Origin of the sequence: Nonomuraea sp. SBT364 (assembly GCF_001083785.1) — a bacterium.
Classification (GTDB): domain Bacteria; phylum Actinomycetota; class Actinomycetes; order Streptosporangiales; family Streptosporangiaceae; genus Nonomuraea.
Map to the genome: position 1 here is coordinate 1 of NZ_LAVL01000107.1, position 19,679 is coordinate 19,679.

15 protein-coding genes are annotated in these 19,679 nt (G+C 72.5%); 7 read left to right on the forward strand and 8 right to left on the reverse strand.

Going from position 1 to position 19,679, the window contains the following annotated elements; genetic code table 11:
* Nucleotides 1-56 precede the first annotated feature (56 nt).
* The 3 genes from ADY59_RS33085 to ADY59_RS33095 form a co-directional block, all read right to left on the reverse strand.
* Nucleotides 57-1,496, reverse strand: a complete 1,440-nt coding sequence (locus tag ADY59_RS33085; protein ID WP_082310594.1) for a serine hydrolase domain-containing protein — start codon at nt 1,494-1,496, stop codon at nt 57-59.
* A 130-nt stretch (nt 1,497-1,626) separates the two neighbouring features.
* Complete coding sequence (locus ADY59_RS33090) at nt 1,627-2,997, reverse strand: hypothetical protein (protein WP_156325878.1); 1,371 nt, start codon at nt 2,995-2,997, stop codon at nt 1,627-1,629.
* 169 nt (nt 2,998-3,166) lie between these two features.
* Nucleotides 3,167-4,912 carry an acetyl/propionyl/methylcrotonyl-CoA carboxylase subunit alpha gene (locus ADY59_RS33095; RefSeq protein ID WP_049570629.1) on the reverse strand — a complete coding sequence of 582 codons (1,746 nt, stop codon included), beginning with the start codon at nt 4,910-4,912 and terminating at the stop codon, nt 3,167-3,169.
* A 183-nt stretch (nt 4,913-5,095) separates the two neighbouring features.
* Between ADY59_RS33095 and ADY59_RS33100 the strand changes: the two genes are divergently transcribed.
* The 3 genes from ADY59_RS33100 to ADY59_RS33110 all read left to right on the forward strand — a co-directional run bounded on the left by ADY59_RS33100 (nt 5,096) and on the right by ADY59_RS33110 (nt 8,903).
* Nucleotides 5,096-5,368, forward strand: coding sequence for a WXG100 family type VII secretion target (locus tag ADY59_RS33100; RefSeq protein ID WP_049570630.1), 273 nt, complete (start codon nt 5,096-5,098; stop codon nt 5,366-5,368).
* Nucleotides 5,369-5,434: 66 nt separating this feature from the next.
* On the forward strand, nt 5,435-6,583 hold the full coding sequence (locus ADY59_RS33105; protein WP_049570631.1) for a S8 family serine peptidase: 1,149 nt from the start codon (nt 5,435-5,437) through the stop codon (nt 6,581-6,583).
* A 160-nt stretch (nt 6,584-6,743) separates the two neighbouring features.
* Nucleotides 6,744-8,903, forward strand: a complete 2,160-nt coding sequence (locus tag ADY59_RS33110; protein WP_082310596.1) for a serine/threonine-protein kinase — start codon at nt 6,744-6,746, stop codon at nt 8,901-8,903.
* A 45-nt stretch (nt 8,904-8,948) separates the two neighbouring features.
* Here the strand turns inward: ADY59_RS33110 and ADY59_RS47735 are convergent, their stop codons facing one another.
* The 3 genes from ADY59_RS47735 to eccCa are packed head-to-tail and all read right to left on the reverse strand — an operon-like array spanning nt 8,949 to nt 14,361.
* Nucleotides 8,949-10,037, reverse strand: a complete 1,089-nt coding sequence (locus ADY59_RS47735; RefSeq protein ID WP_156325879.1) for a transglycosylase SLT domain-containing protein — start codon at nt 10,035-10,037, stop codon at nt 8,949-8,951.
* Complete coding sequence (locus ADY59_RS33120; RefSeq protein WP_049570635.1) at nt 10,034-10,366, reverse strand: hypothetical protein; 333 nt, start codon at nt 10,364-10,366, stop codon at nt 10,034-10,036. The genes ADY59_RS47735 and ADY59_RS33120 overlap by 4 nt, the downstream gene beginning before the upstream one ends.
* The gene (eccCa, locus tag ADY59_RS33125) at nt 10,363-14,361 is read right to left on the reverse strand and encodes a type VII secretion protein EccCa (RefSeq protein WP_049570640.1); all 3,999 of its coding nucleotides are present in this window, start codon (nt 14,359-14,361) and stop codon (nt 10,363-10,365) included. Before eccCa ends, ADY59_RS33120 begins: the two co-directional genes overlap by 4 nt.
* Nucleotides 14,362-14,495: 134 nt before the next feature.
* Here eccCa and eccD point away from each other — a divergent pair, with 134 nt between their 5' ends.
* Nucleotides 14,496-15,953 carry a type VII secretion integral membrane protein EccD gene (gene eccD, locus ADY59_RS33130; protein WP_156325880.1) on the forward strand — a complete coding sequence of 486 codons (1,458 nt, stop codon included), beginning with the start codon at nt 14,496-14,498 and terminating at the stop codon, nt 15,951-15,953.
* Here the strand turns inward: eccD and ADY59_RS33135 are convergent.
* On the reverse strand, nt 15,950-16,366 hold the full coding sequence (locus ADY59_RS33135) for a YbaB/EbfC family nucleoid-associated protein (RefSeq protein ID WP_049570641.1): 417 nt from the start codon (nt 16,364-16,366) through the stop codon (nt 15,950-15,952). The two genes, eccD and ADY59_RS33135, sit on opposite strands and share 4 nt — an antisense overlap.
* Before the next feature lie 126 nt (nt 16,367-16,492).
* Here ADY59_RS33135 and ADY59_RS33140 point away from each other — a divergent pair, with 126 nt between their 5' ends.
* Genes ADY59_RS33140 through ADY59_RS33150 form a run of 3 tightly spaced genes read left to right on the forward strand, consistent with a single transcriptional unit; the run spans nt 16,493 to nt 18,232 of the window.
* The gene (locus ADY59_RS33140; protein WP_156325881.1) at nt 16,493-16,822 is read left to right on the forward strand and encodes a hypothetical protein; all 330 of its coding nucleotides are present in this window, start codon (nt 16,493-16,495) and stop codon (nt 16,820-16,822) included.
* Nucleotides 16,819-17,751: a hypothetical protein gene (locus ADY59_RS33145; RefSeq protein ID WP_049570646.1), complete on the forward strand. Its 933-nt coding sequence runs from the start codon at nt 16,819-16,821 to the stop codon at nt 17,749-17,751. The genes ADY59_RS33140 and ADY59_RS33145 overlap by 4 nt, the downstream gene beginning before the upstream one ends.
* Before the next feature lie 43 nt (nt 17,752-17,794).
* Nucleotides 17,795-18,232 carry a YbaB/EbfC family nucleoid-associated protein gene (locus ADY59_RS33150; protein ID WP_049570649.1) on the forward strand — a complete coding sequence of 146 codons (438 nt, stop codon included), beginning with the start codon at nt 17,795-17,797 and terminating at the stop codon, nt 18,230-18,232.
* Nucleotides 18,233-18,246: 14 nt separating this feature from the next.
* On the opposite strand, the gene ADY59_RS33155 is transcribed toward ADY59_RS33150, so the two are convergent.
* Entirely contained in the window at nt 18,247-19,671 is a 1,425-nt protein-coding gene (locus tag ADY59_RS33155) for a hypothetical protein (RefSeq protein ID WP_049570650.1), read from the reverse strand.
* Nucleotides 19,672-19,679 lie beyond the last annotated feature (8 nt).

Below are 19,679 nucleotides of genomic sequence, written 5' to 3' on the forward strand. Positions count from 1 at the left end.
ACCCTCCTTCCCCCGCACCTCGCCCTGCCAGCCAGCACCTGACCCGCGCCGTCACGTCACAGGACCAGGAACGCCGCCAGAGTGAGGAGCAGGGCGGCCGGGAGGGCCGGGGAGAGCCAGGTGTGCCAGGACGGGGGCCTGGCGGTGAGGGGCATGGCGGGCCAGCGGGTCGCGGCGGCCGCGACGGCCGCCGCGAAGGCGCCCGCGCCGACGGCCCAGACGAACGGCGGCACCGGGCCCCACGCGCCGGCGCGGTGGCCGAGCCAGAGGAACAGGGCCGCCCAGAGCGCCCGGCTGATCGTGGCGACCCGGTCGAGGTGCGGGTTGCGGAAGGCCGAGTAGAGCAGCCCCAGCCCGGCGAAGGAGAAGACGAGCGCGAACACGAGCTCCCGGACGGGCGGCGCGTCGCCGTCCGGCGGGGCGACGCCGAGGAGCCGCCGCCCGAGGTCGTCGACCGGCGCGCCGGTGTTGCCGAGGACGACCACGCCACGTCCGCTCGCCCGGTCGAAGCCCGCGTAGGTGCTGTGCCCGCCGGTGGCGCCGTTGTGCCAGGTGATCTCACGGTCGCCGTAGCCGGTGGTGAACCAGCCGTAGCCGATCCGCCGGTCGTCGCCGGCGGCCAAGCGCGGCGTGGCCGCGCCGGAACCCGGGGCGGTGCCCGCCATGACGCCCTGGACGAGCCGGGCGATGTCCTGGGAGGTGGACCAGACGGCCCCGCCCGCGCCGGCGTGGCCGTGGTCGCGCCACGGGTCCATCGCCTGGCCGTACGCGCTCTCGCCGTACGCGTGCCCGGCGGGCAGCGGCTCGTCCGGCTGCAGGACGGCGGTGGACGTCATCCCGAGCGGCCCCAGGAGCCGGGTGCGCAGCAGGGTCTCGTAGTCGGTGCCCGCGTGCCGGGCCAGCGCCAGGCCGAGCAGCGAGACGCCGAGGTTGGAGTAGGACACCTCGCCCCGCCCGTCGGCGGAGACGGCCGCAGCGTCGTCCAGCGCCTCCCGGGGGCCCGCGCCCGCGTACGGGTCGGCGCCGCCGAAGATGTACAGGTACGAGCGGAGGAAGGACAGCGGCGTCGTGCGCACGCTCGGCAGCCCGGCCCGGTGGGAGGACAGCTCGGCGAGGGTGGCCGAGCCCACGGCCGGATCGGAGAACCGGACGCCGGGCAGCAGTTCGCGCACCGGTGTTTCGGGGGACAGGCCCAGGTCGGCCAGCAGCATCCCGGTCATGGCCTTGGTGATCGAGCCCAGCTCGTAGGAGGTGCCGGGGCCGACAGGGCGGGGGTCGGGGCCGCCGGTGTCGCCCACTCCCGCGTGCCGGATCCGGCCGTTCTCGATGAGGGCCACCGACAGCCCCCGGTATCCCCCGTCCCCGGCGGCGCGCCGCACCTGCTCGGCCAGGGCGGCGTCGCCGGTCGTCGCGGAGCTCAGCGAAGGTGGGTCGGGGGCGATGAGCAGGGCGAGCGCGGTCATGACCAGGGCGGAGAGAACGGCTACTCGCTTCATATTTCCGATAATACGTAATTACGAAGTTAAGTGCGGACCGGAAGGCGCCCGTGAAGGGGTTTCGGGAGGGCCCCGGGGAAAGCGAAGGGCGCGCCCCCCGGAGGGGACGCGCCCGAAACCGCTACGCCGACTACCAGTCGCCGCCGCCGAAGTCTCCGCCACCGAAGTCTCCGCCGCCGCCGAAGTCACCCCAGCCGCCGCCGCCCATGTCGCCGCCGCCGAAGTCTCCGCCACCGGCGTCGGACATGCCCTCGGCATAGCCGGCGCCGTAGCCGCCCATGCCCCAGCCGCCCATCATGCTGCCCATCATGGTGCCGATGAACATGCCGGTCATGATGTCGCCGAAACCGCCGTAGTAGCCGTAGGCGTACGGCTGGTAGGCGGGACCGGCGTCGTAGTAGGGGCGGCGCTCGCCGTTGACCATGACCTCGCGCATCTGCGGGTCGAAGCCGCGCTCGACGGCCTCGGCGTCGGAGGCGCAGGCGGGCACGTCACGCGCCACGCCGCCCTGCGGCGCCCAGCGCACGTCGCGCACCGACGGGCCGTGCTGCGGATTGAAGAAGCAGGGCGCCCGGCGCTCGGGCACCGGCTGGTTGTTGACCCGGGCCTTCACCACGGCCAGCGCGTAGCGGCCGTCCTCCAGCGTCTGGGTCACCTCGCGCACCTGGTCGGGCCGCTCCACCGCGTTGAGCTGCGTCTTGGCCTTCTCGTAGGAGTCGAGGGCCTGCTGCCACTCGTCGATGTGGCTGCCGCCCTGACCCGCGAGCGTGACGTCGGTGTCGAGCGCGGTGATCTCCTCACCGAGCTTGGTGACGTCCTCCTCGACGGTCTGCTTGACGGCGGCCAGGTCCTTGGCGTCCTGGATGGCCTGCTTCTTCTTCTTGTTACGCGAGTAGAGGAAGTAGCCGCCACCGCCGGCGAGCGCGAGCACGCCCAGCGTGGCCAGCACGCCGGTGCCGCCGCCGCTGCCGCCGACCGGGCCGGAGCTCAGCGCCGAGGAACGCTTGTTGGTCGCCAGCAGGTTGACCCGCTCGACGAAGTCCTTCATGCCGTCGGCCACGTTGTCGTGGTTGCGGGTGGACAGGTCGGCGGCCTGCCCGGTGTAGCGGCTGAAGTTGGACGAGGCGAACAGCGACTTGCCGTCGAGGACGGCGATCGTCACCTCGCCGCTCTTGGCCGCGGACACGGCCTTGCCGAGCTCGATCAGGTAAGGCCCGGCGGCGGCGTTGCTCGCCAGCGTGCCGTCAGGCAGAGCGGCCACGTAGATGCTGCTCTTGGAGTCTTTCAGCGCATCGCGGATCGCCGACTGCTCGTCGGAGGTCAACGGTGAGCCGGACTGCACGAAGAGCGGATCCTTCTGGTCCTTCCAATGGGCCAGCACGGATGGAGCGTCAGGGGGCGCGGCGGCCGCGGTGGCGGCAGGGGACAGCGCGAGAACGACGAGTAGACCGGCGATCAGAGCCGCGATCGCGGCCCCTGCACGGCGCAGCGAATGGGTCATTGGCAGCAAGCCTCCTTCGCCCATGAGGACGAACGGGCGGTCGGCAAAGTTCCTCACTGCGCACGTTACCCGCCCGGCGGGGTCGAGGGGCGGCGCGGTGCGGGGAGGTTGGGGCCTCCGCACGCCCGCGCCGCGAATCCTTTGCCCTCGATCTCGCCGGTGGTGACGGTCAGGCGTCCTTGATCTCGCAGATCACGGCTCCGGACGTGATCGTCTGGCCGACAGCGGCGGACAGACCGGTGATGACGCCGGATTTGTGGGCCGTCAGCGGCTGCTCCATCTTCATGGCCTCCAGCACGACCACGGTGTCGCCCTCTGTCACGGTGTCGCCGTCGGCCGCCACGACCTTGACGATCGTGCCCTGCATCGGCGTGACGAGCGAGTCGCCGTCGGCCGCCGCGGTCCGCGCGCCGCCTCCGGCCCGCCTGGTCTTCTTGTTCGCCGAGGGCGTAGCGGTGGAGGCGCCGAGACCGGCAGGCAGCACGACCTCCAGCCGCTTGCCGCCCACCTCGACCGTCACCGTCTCCCGGGTGGCGGGCTCGGCGGTCTCCGGCACCCCGGCATAGGGCGCGATCGTGTTGTCGAACTCGGTCTCGATCCACCGGGTGTGGACGGTGAACGGCTCACCGGCGAAGGCCGGGTCGGACACGACAGCCCGGTGGAACGGCAGCACCGTCGGCATCCCGTCGATCTCGAACTCGGCCAGCGCCCGGCGCGAGCGCTCCAGCGCCTCCCTGCGGGTGCGGCCGGTCACGATCAGCTTGGCCACCAGCGAGTCGAACGTCTGGGGCACCGTCATCCCGGCCTCGTAGCCGGAGTCGAGCCGTACGCCGGGCCCCGACGGCGGCCGCAGCGCGGTGAGCGTGCCGGGGGCGGGCAGGAAGCCCCGGCCGGCGTCCTCGGCGTTGATCCGGAACTCGATGGAGTGGCCGCGCACCTCCGGGTCGCCGTAGCCGAGCGGCTCGCCGTCGGCGACGCGGAACATCTCACGCACCAGGTCGATCCCCGCGACCTCCTCCGACACCGGGTGCTCGACCTGCAGCCGGGTGTTGACCTCCAGGAACGAGATCGTGCCGTCCTGGCCGACGAGGAACTCGCAGGTGCCGGCGCCGACGTAACCGGCCTCCTTCAGGATCGCCTTGGAGCTGGTGTAGAGGATGTCGACCTGCTCCTGGGTGAGGAAGGGCGCGGGCGCCTCCTCGACCAGCTTCTGGTGGCGGCGCTGCAGGGAGCAGTCGCGGGTGCTGACCACGACCACGTTGCCGTCGCGGTCGGCCAGGCACTGGGTCTCGACGTGGCGCGGCCGGTCGAGGTAGCGCTCGACGAAGCACTCGCCCCGGCCGAAGGCGGCCACCGCCTCGCGGACGGCCGACTCGTACAGCTCGGCCACCTCCTCCAGGCGGCGGGCGACCTTGATGCCGCGCCCGCCGCCGCCGTAGGCGGCCTTGATGGCGATCGGCAGCCCGTGCTCCTCGGCGAACGCGACGACCTCGGCGGCCCCGGAGACGGGGTCCTTGGTGCCGGCGACGAGCGGCGCGCCGACCTTCTGGGCGATGTGCCTGGCCTGCACCTTGTCGCCGAGCGCGGCGATGGCGGCGGGCGGCGGGCCGATCCAGGTCAGCCCCGCGTCGATGACGGCCTGGGCGAAGGCGGCGTTCTCGGCCAGGAAGCCGTAGCCGGGGTGCACGGCGTCGGCCCCCGAGCGCTCGGCGATCGCCAGCAGCGCGTCGATGTCGAGGTAGGTCTCGGCGGGCGACTGACCGCCCAGGGCGTAGGCCTCGTCGGCGACCCTGACGTGCAGGGAGTCGAGGTCCTGGTCGGCGTAGACGGCCACGCTCCCGATGCCGGAGTCCCTGCATGCCCGTGCCACTCGTACGGCGATCTCGCCGCGGTTGGCGATCAGAACCTTGTGCACCGACGTCCGTCCTTCCTGGCTCGTACTCATCGGAGTTTAAAGCGCCCCTCCCGGACGGACCCCCGCTGCCCCGGACAGGCCGAACAATCCTCCGGACGACCATAGCCGCTCGGCATAACCGGGGCGATCGGCCATCGGCGCGTCTATGGTGAGGGCGCTTTCATGTCGATCCAGGAGGTACGCATGAGCCAGAGCATGCTCGGTGGCGATCCTGCGGAAATGCAGGCCATGGCCACCCAGTTCACGCAGCAGGCGGAGGCCGTCCGCGCCACGATGACGGCGCTGGACCGCGAGGCGTCCAAGGTCGGCACCGCCTGGACGGGCCCCGGAGCCCAGAAGTTCCAGGGCGCCTGGCAGAACTACCGCGCGGCCTTCCAGCGCATGACCGAAGAGCTCAACGAGGCGTCCCGGGTCATCAACACCTATCGGGGCAACATCGAGTCGGCGACCCGCTGACGGGGGGAGCCCCGGTCCGGGCCGGGGCTTCTGCCTGATCGACGGGGCAGGCTACTCTTTTCGGACATGATTGCCCGCGCCTTTCTGGCCTGCCTGCTGGCCCTGCAGTTCGGCGTGGCGCCCGCGGCGGCGGCCAGCGCCGACGAGTGCCGGCCGAAGCGGGGCACCCAGCAACTGCCGGGCGCCGAGCCCTGGGCGCAGAAGCGGCTCGACCCCAAGCGCGTCTGGCCGCTGTCCACCGGCGCGGGCGTCCGGGTGGCGATCATCGACAGCGGCGTCGAGCTGAACCATCCCCAGCTCCGCCTGGCCGGCCGGGCAGACCTCACCAACACGGGCATCCACGACTGCCTCGGGCACGGCACCGCGGTGGCGGGTATCATCGGCGCCATCTACCACGAGGGCGTGCCGTTCCACGGCATGGCGCCGGCCGCGCAACTGCTGTCGTACAAGCAGACCAACACCGAACGCGACGGCGACCCCGACCTGATGGTCAAGGCCATCCGGTCGGCCGCCGACGAGGGCGCCGACGTCATCAACATCTCGTCGGCCACGACGGACTTCCCCCAGCTCAGGGACGCGGTGGCGTACGCGCTCGCCAAGGACGTGGTGATCGTGGCCGCCGCGGGCAACAAGCGGGCCGAGGACGGCACCCCCATCCCGGCCTATCCCGCCTCGTACGAGGGCGTGCTGGCGGTCGGCGCGGCCGGGCCCTCCGGCGCGCTGTCGGAGTTCTCCAACGACAAGACCCCCGTCGGCGTGCTCGGTCCCGGCGAGAGCATCACCTCCACCTGGCCGGGCAAGGCCTACAACCTGGAGCTGGAGGGCACCAGCTACGCCGTGCCGTACGTGGCCGGGGTCGTGGCGCTGGTGCGGGCCCGGTTCCCGACGCTCGGCCAGGACCAGGTGCGGCGGCGCGTCATCGCCACCGCCGACCTGGGCACGGGCACCACGACGGCGGGGATGGTCAATCCCATGCAGGCGGTCAGCGCCGTCCTGCCGTTCGAGCCGGCCAACGCCCCCGTGGTCGCGCCGCCGCCGCCCGCGCCGCTGCCGGCGGACGCCGTGACCAAGGTGCCGCCCGTGGACCAGGACGCGAGGGACCTCGGGGTGATCGTCGCCGCGTCCGCGCTCGGCCTCGCGCTGCTCGTCGCGGTCGCGCGGGCGCTCGTCCCGATGGGCCGCCGCCGGGGCTGGCGTGCCGGCCGCGCCGACTGAGGCCCCGCGTCCACCGCGCTCACTGCGTCCACCGAGTCCACTGCGTCAGCAAGGAAACAGGACTGTGAATTGTTGGGTACGACCTGAAACCCATGTGGCGTATGTGACCTATCTGGTTGAATATATCTAGATCTTGCTTTTGCCGTGGAAAGGTTTGGGCATGCACCCTTTGCGCCCTGGTGATCCCGAGCGGATCGGTGATTACAGCATCCTCGGGCTGCTGGGAGAGGGGCCTCGCGGGGAGACCTTCCTCGGGCGGGAGTCCGATGACACGCCCATCCGGGCCATCAAGCTGCTTCCCGGGGTGCCCGAGCCGGCCCCCGACCTGCTCGCCCCGTACCTGGCCGCCCAGCGGGTTTCCAGCGCCTACGTGGCGCGGGTCCTGGACGCCGGATTCCTGGCCGACCGGCCGTACGTCGTCCGCGAGCACGTGGAGGGCAGGAGCCTGGCCGAGGTCGTGGCCGCCGACGGCCCGCTGACCGGCGACGCGCTGGAGCGGGTGGCCGTCGGCGTGCTGACGGCGCTGTCGGCCGTGCACCTGGCCGGGCTGACGCACCGCTCGCTCACGCCGCACAACGTGATCCTGGCCGCCGAGGGGCCGAGGGTGACCGACGTCACGGTCGGCGACCCGGTCGGCGAGGCCGTCTACCAGGCTCCCGAGCAGCTCACCGGCCTGCAGTACGGGCCGTACGCGGACGTGTTCGCGTGGGCCGCGACGATGACGTTCGCGGGCACCGGGAAGGCGCCGTTCGCCGACCGCGAGGCCGTGCTGACCGGTGAGCCCGAGGTGGGCGTCGAGGACGAGGCGATGCGCCGCGTGCTCCTGACGGCGCTGGCCAAGGACGTCGGGCAGCGGCCGACCACGTACAGCGCGCTCATGCAGGTGCTCGGCGACCCCGGCGCGGGCCGGCCGCCGGCGCCCGACCAGACCGCCATCGAGGGCGTGCCGGTCCCGGGGGTGGCGCTCCAGGGCGTCCCGATCCCGGCCGTGCCGCTCCCGGGCGTGCAGGGTCCGGGTGTGCAGGGCCAGGGAGTCCCGCCGCAGGGCCCGATGGTGCCCGCCCAGGGCGGCCCGATGCAGGGTCCGCCGATGCAGGGCCCGCCCATGCAGGGCCCGCCGATGCAGGGTCCGCCGATGCAGGGCGTGCCCGTGCCGCAGCAGACGGAGCCGATGTGGGGGCCGCCGGAGGCGGACCAGCAGCCGCAGCCCCAGCAGATCAGGCTGGAGGCGGTGCAGCCCAGGTCCTCGCAGGGGCCGCGCAAGGGCTTCCCGCTCGGGCTCGTCGCCGGCGTGGGCGCGGTCGCGCTCATCTCCGCGATCGGCCTGTGGGGCGCCAACAGGTACGTCGAGTACCAGCAGGTCGGCACCACCGTCGCCGCCCCCCAGAACGCGGACGGCATCCCGGTGCCGAACAGTTCGTCGGCGGCGCCGGTCCCGCAGGGCACCGGCCCGGACGGCACCGTCCCGCAGCAGCCGCAGGCCACGGTCACCGTCCCGTGGGGCGCCACGCCGGGCGTCGACGACGCCGGGGTGGCCCCGCTGGTGCTGCCCACCGAGTGGCCGACGAGCTCCGCCGGAGTGCCTGAGCTGACCACGGTGCCGACCACCCCGTCGGGGATCCCGACGCAGCCGGTCGTGGTGCCCACGGTGACGCAGCAGCCGACGACGGCCGTGCCCACCACGGCCCAGCCGACGCCGACCAAGAAGACGAGGAAGCCGCAGCCGACGGCGACCGTCACCAAGACGGAGAAGCCGACCGAGAAGCCGACGGAGCAGCCCACCGAGCAGCCGACCGAGCAGCCCACGGAGAAGCCCACGGAGAAGCCGACCGAGAAGCCCACGGAGAAGCCGACGCAGACCCAGAAGCCCTCGGAGAAGCCGACCGAGGCGCCGGCCGAGCCGAAGCCCACGCCGACGAAGCCGAAGCCGACGCCGACCCAGCCGAAGCCGACGCCCACGCAGCCCAAGCCGTCGGCCAAGCCGGCCGCGCCGGTGAAGAACCCGTACACGCCGACCCAGGTGTGCGGCTCAGGCTTCAGCGTCCAGCGCTCCAGCGCGTTCTCCGGCGGCGTGACGTACCAGCTCTGGAACAACGGCACCGGCCAGAACTGCGTGGTCACCATGAAGACGGCGAACGTGGGCAAGTCCACCCCGGTGAGCGCCACCCTGGAAGTCCAGAACGGCGGCAGCAAGACCGATTCGGGGAACTTCGAGTACTACGCGGGACCGGTGAAGCTGCCGGCCGCGGGCAAGTGCGTGCGCTACTCCGGCAGCGTCGGCTCCGGCTCCACGAGCGCGGGCTGGGCCAACTGCGGCTAAAAACGCTCTGACGGAAGGGCCCGGACGATCGCGTCCGGGCCCTTTTCAGTAGCCGACGTAGTCGGCGCCGGTCTTGGTGTTGACGACGCCGGGCACGTTGGACACCGACCCGTAGCGGGAGATCGCGTACCGCACGCCCGCGATGATGTTGTCCACCGGGTCGTAGATGTTGCCGTGGTCGGGCAGCTTGTGCGCGTTGAACGTGGGGTCGATGGTCTGCATCAGGCCCTTGGACGGCGTGCCCTTGGCGGCGTTGGAGTCCCAGTTGTTGATCGCGTTGGGGTTGCCGCCCGACTCGTGCCGGATGATCATCCAGATGTCGCTGGCGTTCATTTTCGAGACCGGCACGCCGTGCTGCTTGAGGATGGCGATGGCCTCCTCGATCCACTGCTTGACCTGGCCTGTCGGGGCGGGGCGGCCACCGGCCGGAGGCGGGCCGCTCGGGCCGTAGCCGCCGAAGCCCCCGCCGTTGCCGCCGCTGTTGCCGCCGCCGTTGCCCTGCAGGGACGTGCGTTCCCGCTGCGGGTTGTAGCCGGGCTCGGGCCGCCAGTCGATCGTCCGGCCCTTCGCCGGGGTGAACTCCTGGGTGCGGATCTCGGGGATGCCCCGGAAGGTCTGGCCGCGGTCGGAGAGGAAGGCGTCGATGTCGGTCTTGGCCTTGGTCAGGGCCGTGTTCGCCGTGTTCACGTGGGGCTGCGCGTCGGCCACCGCGGTGTCCACCAGGCCGCGCAGGTGCTCGTCGAGCTCCGCCTGGCCGGCGTCGGGATGCGCGTTCTTGTAGGTGGTGGCGTTGGTGGACAGGTCCCGGCTGATGGCGGCGATCTCGGTGCGGGCCTCGCGCAGCGCGGTGGCGGCCGCGTCGAGCGACCCTGCCGCGTTGGCCAGGGCCGACTTCAGGTCGTCGGCCGCCCTGCCGTACTTGCGCATGTAGGTGTCGAACTGGTCGGCCGAGCGGCCTTTCCAGGCGTCGTCGACGATCTGGACGGCGGCGCCGAGCGCACCGCCGAACTCGTTGATGTCGCCGGAGAGGGTCCGCCAGGTCGTGGCGATCTTGTTGATCTCGGCGGGGTCGCCGGTGACCTTCGCCAGCAGCGCGTCGAGCCGTTCGCCGCCCGGCAGGTGGGCCACGCTCATGAGGTCGCCCGGTGCGCCTCAGTGATGTTGGTGTCCACGTTGCTCAGCCCCGTCTCGGTGTCGCGTAGTTTCCTGCGGGCCTGGTCCATCTCGTCGAGCAGCGTGGACCAGACGTTGTTCGCGGTGCCGGCCAGCGCGGCGGAGCCGGGCAGGTCGCCGAAGATGCTCGCGCCGATCGCGGTGCGGTTGTTGCGCACCCGGCCGTCCTCCTCGTAGGTGAGCTCGCCGGGGTTGCGCTCGGTCAGGGTTTCCCGGTACTGGCTGGTGGCCGTGCTGATGGCGGTGCGGCACCGGTCCAGCGCCGAGAAGTGCATCTCGAGGTCGGTCATGTTCCCCCTTCTTGGTTCGCCTGCTCGTCTCCCAGGTACGCGGTCTGCATCAGGCGCGCGCCGGAGCGACGGTCCACGAGATGGCCACGGCCGGGCGGGAGCGGCTGAGGCCGGACGTTGCCGAACAGGTAGCCCTCGTCCTTGTTGCCCGACATGAGCAGTGCCGGCGTGGCCATGTCCTTCATGCGCTGGATGACCGGGTCGAACATGGCCCGGCCTGCGCCGCCCATCTGCCGTGACAGCACCAGGTGCAGGCCGATGTCACGGGCCTGGGGCAGCAGGTCGACCAGCTGCGCCAGCGGGTTGGACGAGGTCGCGACCAGGTCGTAGTCGTCGACGAACACGTACAGGTCCGAGCCCTGCCACCAGCTGCGGTCGCGCAGTTGCTGCGGCGTCAGGTCGGCCGGGGGCAGGCGGCCCATCAGCGCGCCCTTCGCGTCCTTGAGCAGGTCGGCGGCGGCGGAGCTGGAGGCCGCGTAGCCGATGCGGTGCTCGGTCGCCGCGGAGTCCAGCAGCGACCTGCGGTAGTCGATCACGATCATCATGGCCTGGCTGGGCTGCTTCCTGCGCACCAGCCCCTCGGCGATGAGCCGCAGCAGGTTCGACTTGCCGCTCTCGTTCTCGCCGAACACGATGAAGTGCGGGTCGGCGTCGAAGTCGAGCGTCACCGGCGTGAGCGTCGCCTCGTCGATGCCGATCGGGATGCGCTCCTCGTCGGCGGGCAGCGCGGTCAGCGGCAGCACCGCCGGCAGCAGCCGCACCCTGGGCGCCACCGGCCCCTTCCAGGAGTCGCGCACGGCCTGGACGAGCCCGCGCGCCCCGTCGGCCAGGGTGCCCGCGTCCTGCACGGCGTCGATCCTCGGCAGCGCGGACAGGAAGTGGAAGCCGTCCTTGGTCAGGCCACGCCCCGGCGCCCCCTCGGGCACGGCCAGCGCCTTCTTCCTGCTGACCTCCGACTCGTACGCGTCACCGAGCCGGAGCTCGACCTTGGTGCCGAACAGGTCGCGGATGCCGGGCCGGAACTCCGACCACTTGTTCGTGGCGGCGATCACGTGGATGCCGTAGCCGAGCCCGCGCGCCGCGATGTCGGTGATGACCGGTTCGAGCGTGTCGAACTCCTGCCGTAGCGTCAGCCAGCCGTCGACCACCAGGAAGACGTCGCCCCACCCGTCACCCTCGATCGCGCCCTCGGCGCACAGCCGCCGGTAGGCGGCGATCGACTCGATGCCGTGCTCGCCGAAGTCGCGCTCGCGCTGCTCCAGGACCGCGCCGATCTCGGCCACCGTGCGGCGCACCCGGTCGCCGTCGAGCCGGGCGGCGTCGCCGCCGACGTGCGGCAGGCCGTCCAGCGACGACAGCGAGCCGCCGCCGAAGTCCAGGCAGTAGAACTGGACCTCGCGCGGCGTGTGCATGAGCGCCATGCTCGACACCAGCGTCCGCAGCACGGTGCTCTTGCCGCTCCGCGTGCCGCCGGCCACGCCCACGTGCCCGGCGCCGCCTGACAGGTCCAGCCAGAACGGGTCGCGGCGCTGCTCGAACGGCTTGTCCACGATCCCGGCGACGGCGTGCAGCTTGCCCCTGCCCTGCCAGCCGGCCGTGGTCAGGCCGTACTCGGGAGTGACGGAGAGCGGCGGCAGCAGGTGGGCCAGCGTGGGCGGCTCGGACAGCGGCGGCAGCCAGATGCGGTGCGCGGCGGGACCGTGCCCGGAGAGGCGGCTGACGACGACGTCGAGCAGGCTGCGCTGGTTGGTGCCCGCGGGCTCGTCGTCCTCGTCCGGCTCCGCGATCCGGACAGGCGTGGTGATCTCGGGCAGCGGCACGTGACGGGGGCCGTACTCGACGACCTCGCGCACCGGCACCTGGCCGTCGGCGGTGGCCGCCTGGACCGGGTCGCCGTGGTGGGCGCCCGACACGTACGCGGCCTTGAACCTGGTCATGCCGGTGGTGTCGAACTTGAGATAGCCGTTGCCCGGCGCGGACGGCAGCTCGTAGGCGTCGGCCACGCCCAGCACGACGCGGCTCTCCATGGCCGAGAACGTGCGCAGGCCGATCCGGTACGACAGGTGCGTGTCGAGGCCGCGCAGCCGCCCCTCCTCCAGCCGCTGGGAGGCCAGCAGCAGGTGCACGCCGAGCGAGCGGCCCAGGCGGCCGATCATCACGAACAGGTCGATGAACTCCGGCTTGGCCGCCAGCAGCTCGCTGAACTCGTCCAGCACGATGAACAGCGTCGGCATCGGCCGCAGGTCGGCGCCCTGCTCGCGGGCCCGCTCGTAGTCGCGCAGCGAGGCGAAGTTGCCGGCCGAGCGCAGCAGCTCCTGGCGGCGCACCATCTCGCCGTGCAGCGCGTCGTGCATGCGGTCGACCAGCGGGAGCTCGTCCTCCAGGTTGGTGATGACGGCCGAGACGTGCGAGAGCGTGTCGAGGCCGAGGAACGTGGCGCCGCCCTTGAAGTCGACCAGCACGAAGTTGAGGATCTCCGACGAGTGGGTGATCGCCAGGCCGAGCACCATGGTGCGCAGCAGCTCCGACTTGCCGGAGCCGGTCGCGCCGATGACCAGGCCGTGCGGGCCCATGCCGCCCTGCGCGGACTCCTTGATGTCGAGCTCCACCACGCGGCCGTCGGCGCCCAGGCCGATCGGCACCCGCAGCCTGTTGCGGCCCGCCCTGGGCTGCCAGGTGACCGTGGGCTGCAGCTGGGCCGGGTCGCCGACGCCGAGCAGGTCGGTCAGCGTGGTGTTCGTGCTCAGCAGGTCCTGCGTCTCGCCGCCGGAGTTCGCCGAGGCGCGCAGCGGCGCGAGCTGCCTGGCCAGCCCCTCGGCGCGGGCGTAGTCGAGGGTGTCGGGGTCGCCGAGCCGGTTCGTGGACCGCTTGCCCGCATGGTCGATCTTCACCATGTGGAAGCCGTCGGGCTGGACGTCCAGGCGCAGCGTGTTGCCCTCGCCCGCGGGGCCGGTCGAGTCGGACAGGTCGATCACCGTGACGCCCTGGATGGCGTCGATGCCGAGCTGCGAGTCGTGCGGCACGTGCCCGCCGTCGACGATCACCACGTGGTACGGGAGCGCGTCCGCCGCCGTGCCGGGCCGGAACCTGGCCCGCTCCTTCAGCTCGTCGCCGACCAGCTCGTCGAGCCGTTCCATGCTCTCGGCCATCAGCCGGACATGCCCGGCGGCGTCGACCTCCTCCGGGTGCAGCGCGTGCGGCAGCCACTTCACCCAGTCCCAGTGCGGCATCCGTTCGCCGCCGGCGCAGATCAGCACCCGCATGTCGTCGGGGGAGTGGAAGGTGGCCAGCTGCGCGATCACCGCCCGGACCATGGCGCGCACGGCCCTCGGGTCGCCGCTGAGGTGGATCCTGGCGAAGGAGTGCAGCGCGACCGCCACCGGCAGCCCCGACACCGTGGAGTGCGCCCTGACGAACCGGCGCAGCGCGCCCGCCGTCAGCGCGTCGAGGTCCTCCACCGGCTTGGAGTCGGGCGGTACGAGCTGGACGGCCAGCTTCTGCACGCCGGTGCCGAGCCGGACGGTGCCGAAGTCGTCGTCGCGCGGCCTGCGCTCCCACAGGCGCGGCCCCATGGCGACCCACCAGAGCGTGTCGGGGGCCGGGCCGCTCCACTCCAGCGCCTCGCGCTGCTGGACGGCCGCCTTGCGGACCTTCTTGCGGACCTGCGCGAGGTAGCGGAAGTAGTCGCGGCGCAGGCCGTTGAGCCGGTTCTTGCGCTCGCCGGCGTTGCGGCCGAACTGGCCCAGCGTCATGCCCAGCATCGAGACGGCGAACAGGCCGCTGGCCACGTACATGAGGGGGTTGGAGTTGCCCCCGGCGGTGAACATCAGGGCCATGGCCGCTCCGCCGGCGAGCATGGGAACGTACATGAGGACGCCCATGAGCCCCGCCGGCTGCACCTCGGGGATCTCCGGAGGAGACTCCAGCAGGATCTCCCCGCGCGGTGGCTGAGGGGTGGGACGGCGCTCGGGCCGCCGGACGACGACGATACTCATTGGACGCTGCTCATTGGACGCTCACTGGATGCTCACTGGCGAGACAACCCTCCTGTCACCTGAAACACTTTCTTACCAGAAGCATTGTCCCTATATGTTCGGCATGTCAGGACTTGCCGGTTAGACCCTGGAGTATGGCCGTGACCTCGCTCGCCCATCAGCCGGCTCAGCACGCGCCGCAGCAGCAGCACCAGGCGCGTCATCAGCCTCCCGCGCCGCTGCCGCCCCTGTGCCATGTGACGATCATCGCGCCGCGCCGCCGGGTCGACCTGGCCCTGCCCGCCGACATCCCGCTGCCGCACGTGCTGCCGGGGCTGCTGCGCGCGGTCGGCGAAGGGGGCGGCGAGGTCGTGGGCGGGCCCGGTTGGGTGCTCCAGAGGCTCGGCGGCACGCCGTTCGACCTCGGCCAGACGCTCGCCTCGCTCGGCGTGCTCAACGGTGAGGTGCTCTACCTGCGGCCACGCGAGTCGACGCTGCCGCCCGCGCTGTACGACGACGTCGCCGACGTCGTCGCGACCGGCGTCAAGGGGGGCAGCGGCAAGTGGGAGGCGCGCCACACCCGGGCCATGGGCGCGGGCGCGGCGTCGATCCTGCTCGCGCTCGGCGCGCCCGCGCTGGTCCTGGCCGGCGGCCCGCCGCTGGGGCTGACGGTGGTCGCGGGCATGCTCGCGGTGCTGCTGATCGGCGTCAGCGCGGCCCTGTCGAGGGCCGTCGGAGACTCCGGCGCCGGCGCGTGGATCGGCTACGCCGCCCTGCCGTACGCCTTCCTCGCCGGGCTGTACGGCCTGGCCAGCGGCTCCAGCATGGCCGGGCTCGGCGCGCCCCACCTGCTGGCCGCGTTCGCCTGCACGGCGCTGGTGGCCACGATCGGCGGCGCCGTGGTGTCGGACGGCGTGGCGGGCTTCCTCGGCACGGCCGTCGCGGCCGTCGCCGGAGCGGTCGCCGCGGCCGTGATCATGGTGTTCGGGCTGCCCGCGGCGGGCGTCGCCGCCATGACGGTGACGATCCTGCTGTCGCTCAGCCCGCTGATCCCCACCCTGTCGTTCCGGATCGCCCGGGTGCCGCTGCCCGCGCTGCCGACCAACTCCGAGGAACTGCGCGCCGACAACCAGCGGCTCGACAGCGACGGCGTGCTCGCCCGCACCACACAGGCCGGGCGGTACGCCACCGGCATGGTCGTCGGCATCACCATGACCGCGATCGGCGCCCTGGTCCTCCTGGCGGCCTCGCCGGGCTGGCTGGCCATCTCCATGGCCGCGGTGCTCTGCCTGGTGCTGCTGCTGCGCGCCCGCGTCTTCCACGGGCTCGGCCAGCGGCTGTGGCTGCTGGGGGCCGGGCTCGGCGGGCTGGTCGCGGGAGGCGTCTCGCTGAGCGCCGGGGCCGGCACGGTGGCCGCGGCCGCGGTGGTGATGGGGCTGCTCTGGCTGGCCCTGCTCGTCGTCGGGCTCGGCGTGTGGCTGCCGTCCGGGAAGCTCTCGCCGTTCTGGGCGCGGGCCGGCGACGTGGTGGACGTCATCCTGCTGATCGCGCTGTTCCCGCTGGCGCTCGGCGTGCTCGACGTCTACACGTGGATCCGCGGCCTGTCCGGTTAGTCCCACTCGTCGTTCACGGCCAGGCGCCGCATCCGGTCGTTGCGCTCGGCCGTCTCCGCCCTGAACGACTCGTGGAAGTCGGTGAACCGGCGGTGGATCTCCTCCAACGAGACCTGGTGATCCATCGGCACCCCCAGGTGCGCGCGGGCCTGGCGGTCCTGATCCTCCTGCGCCTGGCGGACCGCCTGGACGACCTCCTCGGCCACGGCGGCGGCGTCCAGGCGCATGATGCGGGGCGAGAAGGACACGTCCTGCAGGCGGCCGGCGGCGTCCACGGTCGCGGTGGTCAGGCCGCTGCGGCTCTCGCCCCTGCCGGTGATCTCCCGCAACGCGGCGGCGGCCTCGGCCAGCCGGCCGAGCTCGCGCTCGTTCTCGCGCAGCAGTTCGTCCACGTCGTGCTCGTTGTACTCCATGACAGGCCAGGGCACCGGCGGCCGGTGAACGGGAGGCGAGGCCGGGCGGACGATTCGCTGAACCGGGCATGAAGATCGTCGCGCATCCCGGGAATCGCGGGCCGGGCCGGGAAATAATCGGTTTCCGTGAGCATTCAGGCACCACCTCCCGGACCGGAGATTCACGTCACGTCCTCGACCATCTCCAACACCCGCAGGCGGATGGACGAGGAACTGCTGGTGGCGGTCAGGTTCGTGCGCGAACTCGCGCCGGAGACGGTCGTGGACGGCCTCGGCTTCGGCGTGATCGGCGGCATGCTGATCGGCGGCGCGTACGAGGAGTTCCGGCAGTGGGCCGACAAGACGCTCACCGACGCCGAGAACGCCGTGCAAGGCTACTCGCAGGCCCTGGAACGGGGGCGCCGCAACTGGCGGGCCGCCGAGGACGCCAGCGTCGTGAGGTATCGCAGCGGATGAGCACCCCCGGCCCCGGGGCGCAGCCCCGCCACACGACCTCCATGCACCCGGGAGGCGGCGCGGCCGCCACCGGGGGGCCCACGCAGCCGGCGCCCGGTGGCTCCATGCACCCCGGCGGCGGCGCGGCGACCAGCAGGGGCTCCGCCCCCTCGCCGCAGGCGCCGGCGGCCGCGCGCAGCGCCCCCGCCGCGTCCGGCGCCATCGGGGAGAAGGCGCTGGAGTCCCTGAAGCGCCTCGGCAGGATCGCCCTCGGCATCACCCCCGCCATCGCCATCGCCGGCGGCATGCTGGCCAACGAGCCCGGCATGGCCAGAGCGGTCGCCGTCTGGGACGCCGGCATGGCCTCCCGCCTGGACGACGGCATCAAGCAGCTCCTGCCCCAGATCCTCAACACGGCGAGGAGCGGCTGGATCGCCAGGGACCGCGAGGAGTTCGAGCGGGTGATCGCGGTGTTCCACCGGGAGGTCGGCTCGCTGCGCAGCGTCCTCTCGCGGGGCAGCGGCATGCTCGACGAGGTGGCGGCCGCCTACCGCGGCTTCTGGACCTGGGTCATCAAGATGTCCCTCGCCGCGATCAGCCTGGTCCTCGTGGCCAAGCGGCTGCAGCAGTTGCCCAACACCTCCGTGCTGGGCGTGATGCTGGAGAAATACCTCACCGCCCAGGTCAACATCGCCACCCTGTTCATCGCCACCTCGCTGGCCACCACGCTCCGCGAGGGCGGCGACGTGCTGACGACCATGGTCAAGAAGGGCCACCAGTTCGGCTTCGTCGCGCCCGGCGGCGACGCCGCCATCGACTTCAGGACGATCACCATCGACGCGAGCCAGTTCCCGTCGTTCGCCGAGCCGCCCACGAACGGCGGCCTGCCGCCCGGCTACCAGAACTTCGACTGGGTCGAGCCGAAGCGGGAGAGCCAGCCGGCGAGTTAGGCTCTTGCCGGTATGGGGCTCTTGTGATGTATGAGGTGTGCGGATGAACGATCGGGACTTCGGCGGCATCGATCCGGAGCGGATCCTGCAGAACGCGGAGCGGCAGATGGCCCGCGTGGCCGAGCTCCAGCAGGCCATCGCCAAGACCGTCGGCCGGGCCGAGGACGAGGACGGCCTGGTCCGCGTCGAGCTCGGTGCCGCCGGTCTGCAGGAGCTGTTCCTGCACCCCAAGGCGATGCGCCTCACCTCGGGCGAGCTCGCCGAGCGCGTCAAGGCGACCTTCGCCGAAGCCGCGGCCGACCAGCGCCGGCAGATGTCCGAGGCGATGGAGGAGCTCTACGGCGAGGACAACCCGATGCGCTTCGCCGGCGACCCCGACGGCGTCCTGGAGCAGGCCCGGCAGGCCGAGGCCCTCTACAACAAGACCTTCGAGGACCTCTCCGGGCAACTCGACCGGATCGTGCAGCGCATGGAGGGCTGACCCCGCTCCCGGGGTCAGCCCAGCTTGTCCGGGCCCGCTTCCTGGGCGGCGGCGAAGACGTGGCCCTCGGGCTCGTAGATCTCCCGGGTACGCTCCTGGCCCTCGTTGCTCCCCCCGGCCATGCCGCCGGGCGGGAATCCCATGAAGCCGTGACCCGTGGCCGCCGGCCCGCCCCGTAGCACCGCCGGGCTCGCCGTGGCCGACGAACCGCTCGTGCCGTACCACATGCCCGGACCCTGGGGGTTGGCGATCGGGTTGGCGGTGGCGGTCGGGACCTGCGTGGTGGGCGTGTGGGTGAGCAGGTTCGGTGTGGTGGTGGCGTGCGGGGACGGCGTGGTGGGGGCCTCGGCCAGCTCCGTCCTGGGGTCGCCGCCGATGACCGGGGGCGCCGGCTGCTCGTCGCCGTTCTGGCCCTGGGGGGTCGACGGGTCCTGCCGCTGCCCCGGCTCCTCGCCGGGGCCCGGCGTCTGGGTGTCGGGACCGCCGGTGCCCTGTTCGCCGTCCGGGCCGGTGCCCGGGGAGGTGGGATCACCGGTTCCGGGGCCGGCCGGGTCCTGCGGGGTCGTGGGGGAGCCGCCCGGCTGGTCGCCGCCGCGCGAGCCGTCGGGGGAGGAGCCCTGGCCGCTGCCGGAGCTCGATCCGTGGCCGCCGCCCTCGTTCCCGCCGCCGTTGCCGCCGCTGTCGCCGCCGTTCCAGTGCACGGTCGTGCCGGACGGGGTCTCGGTGCCGCTGCCGGGATTCAGGGGTTGCTGCTGGCGGAGGTCCACCTCCAGCGGGGTGATCTCCGGGAGCTCGAAGACGAGGCCGTCGGTGATCTGGCTGTTGACGTCCTTGATCTTCTCGTTGAGCTCCGCCAGCAGCCTCCTGGCTTCCTCGTCCGGGTCGAAGGAGTTGCGGTTGAGCGACGGGTCGCCGGTCATGCCGCCGCCGGTGCCCTCGTTGAACGACGAGCCGCCCCCGCTCGTACCGCCGTCGCTCCCGCCGCCGGTCCCGCCGCTGCTGCCGCCCGTTCCGCCGCTGCTGGTGCCGCCGGTCCCGGTGTTCTGCTCGGCGGTCGCGGGCAGCGCGCCGACGGTGGCCTGGTACTCCCTGACGTGCTGGGCGTACGCGCGCATCGGGCCGCCGGTCTTCTGCATGGCGTCGCCGAGCGCGCCCGCGCTGGCATGGAGCACACGCAGCGCGCCCAGCGCCGCCCGGCTGCCGTCGTCACCGTGCCACACCTCGGCCAGCTCCGCCGCGGCCTTCATGATGGCGCTCTGCACGCCGGCCTCACCCTGCAGCAGCTTGCCGGCCTCGACGTAGTTGTCCCCGGCCCGCTCAACGGCGTCGGGGTCCGCCTGGCTCAGCCACCCGCCGATCGTGTCCCTGCTGACCTCGCTGCCCGGCTGGGCCGGACCGAGGTCCGTGTTGACCTTGATCCGCCTCCACTGCTCGCCCATCGCACATC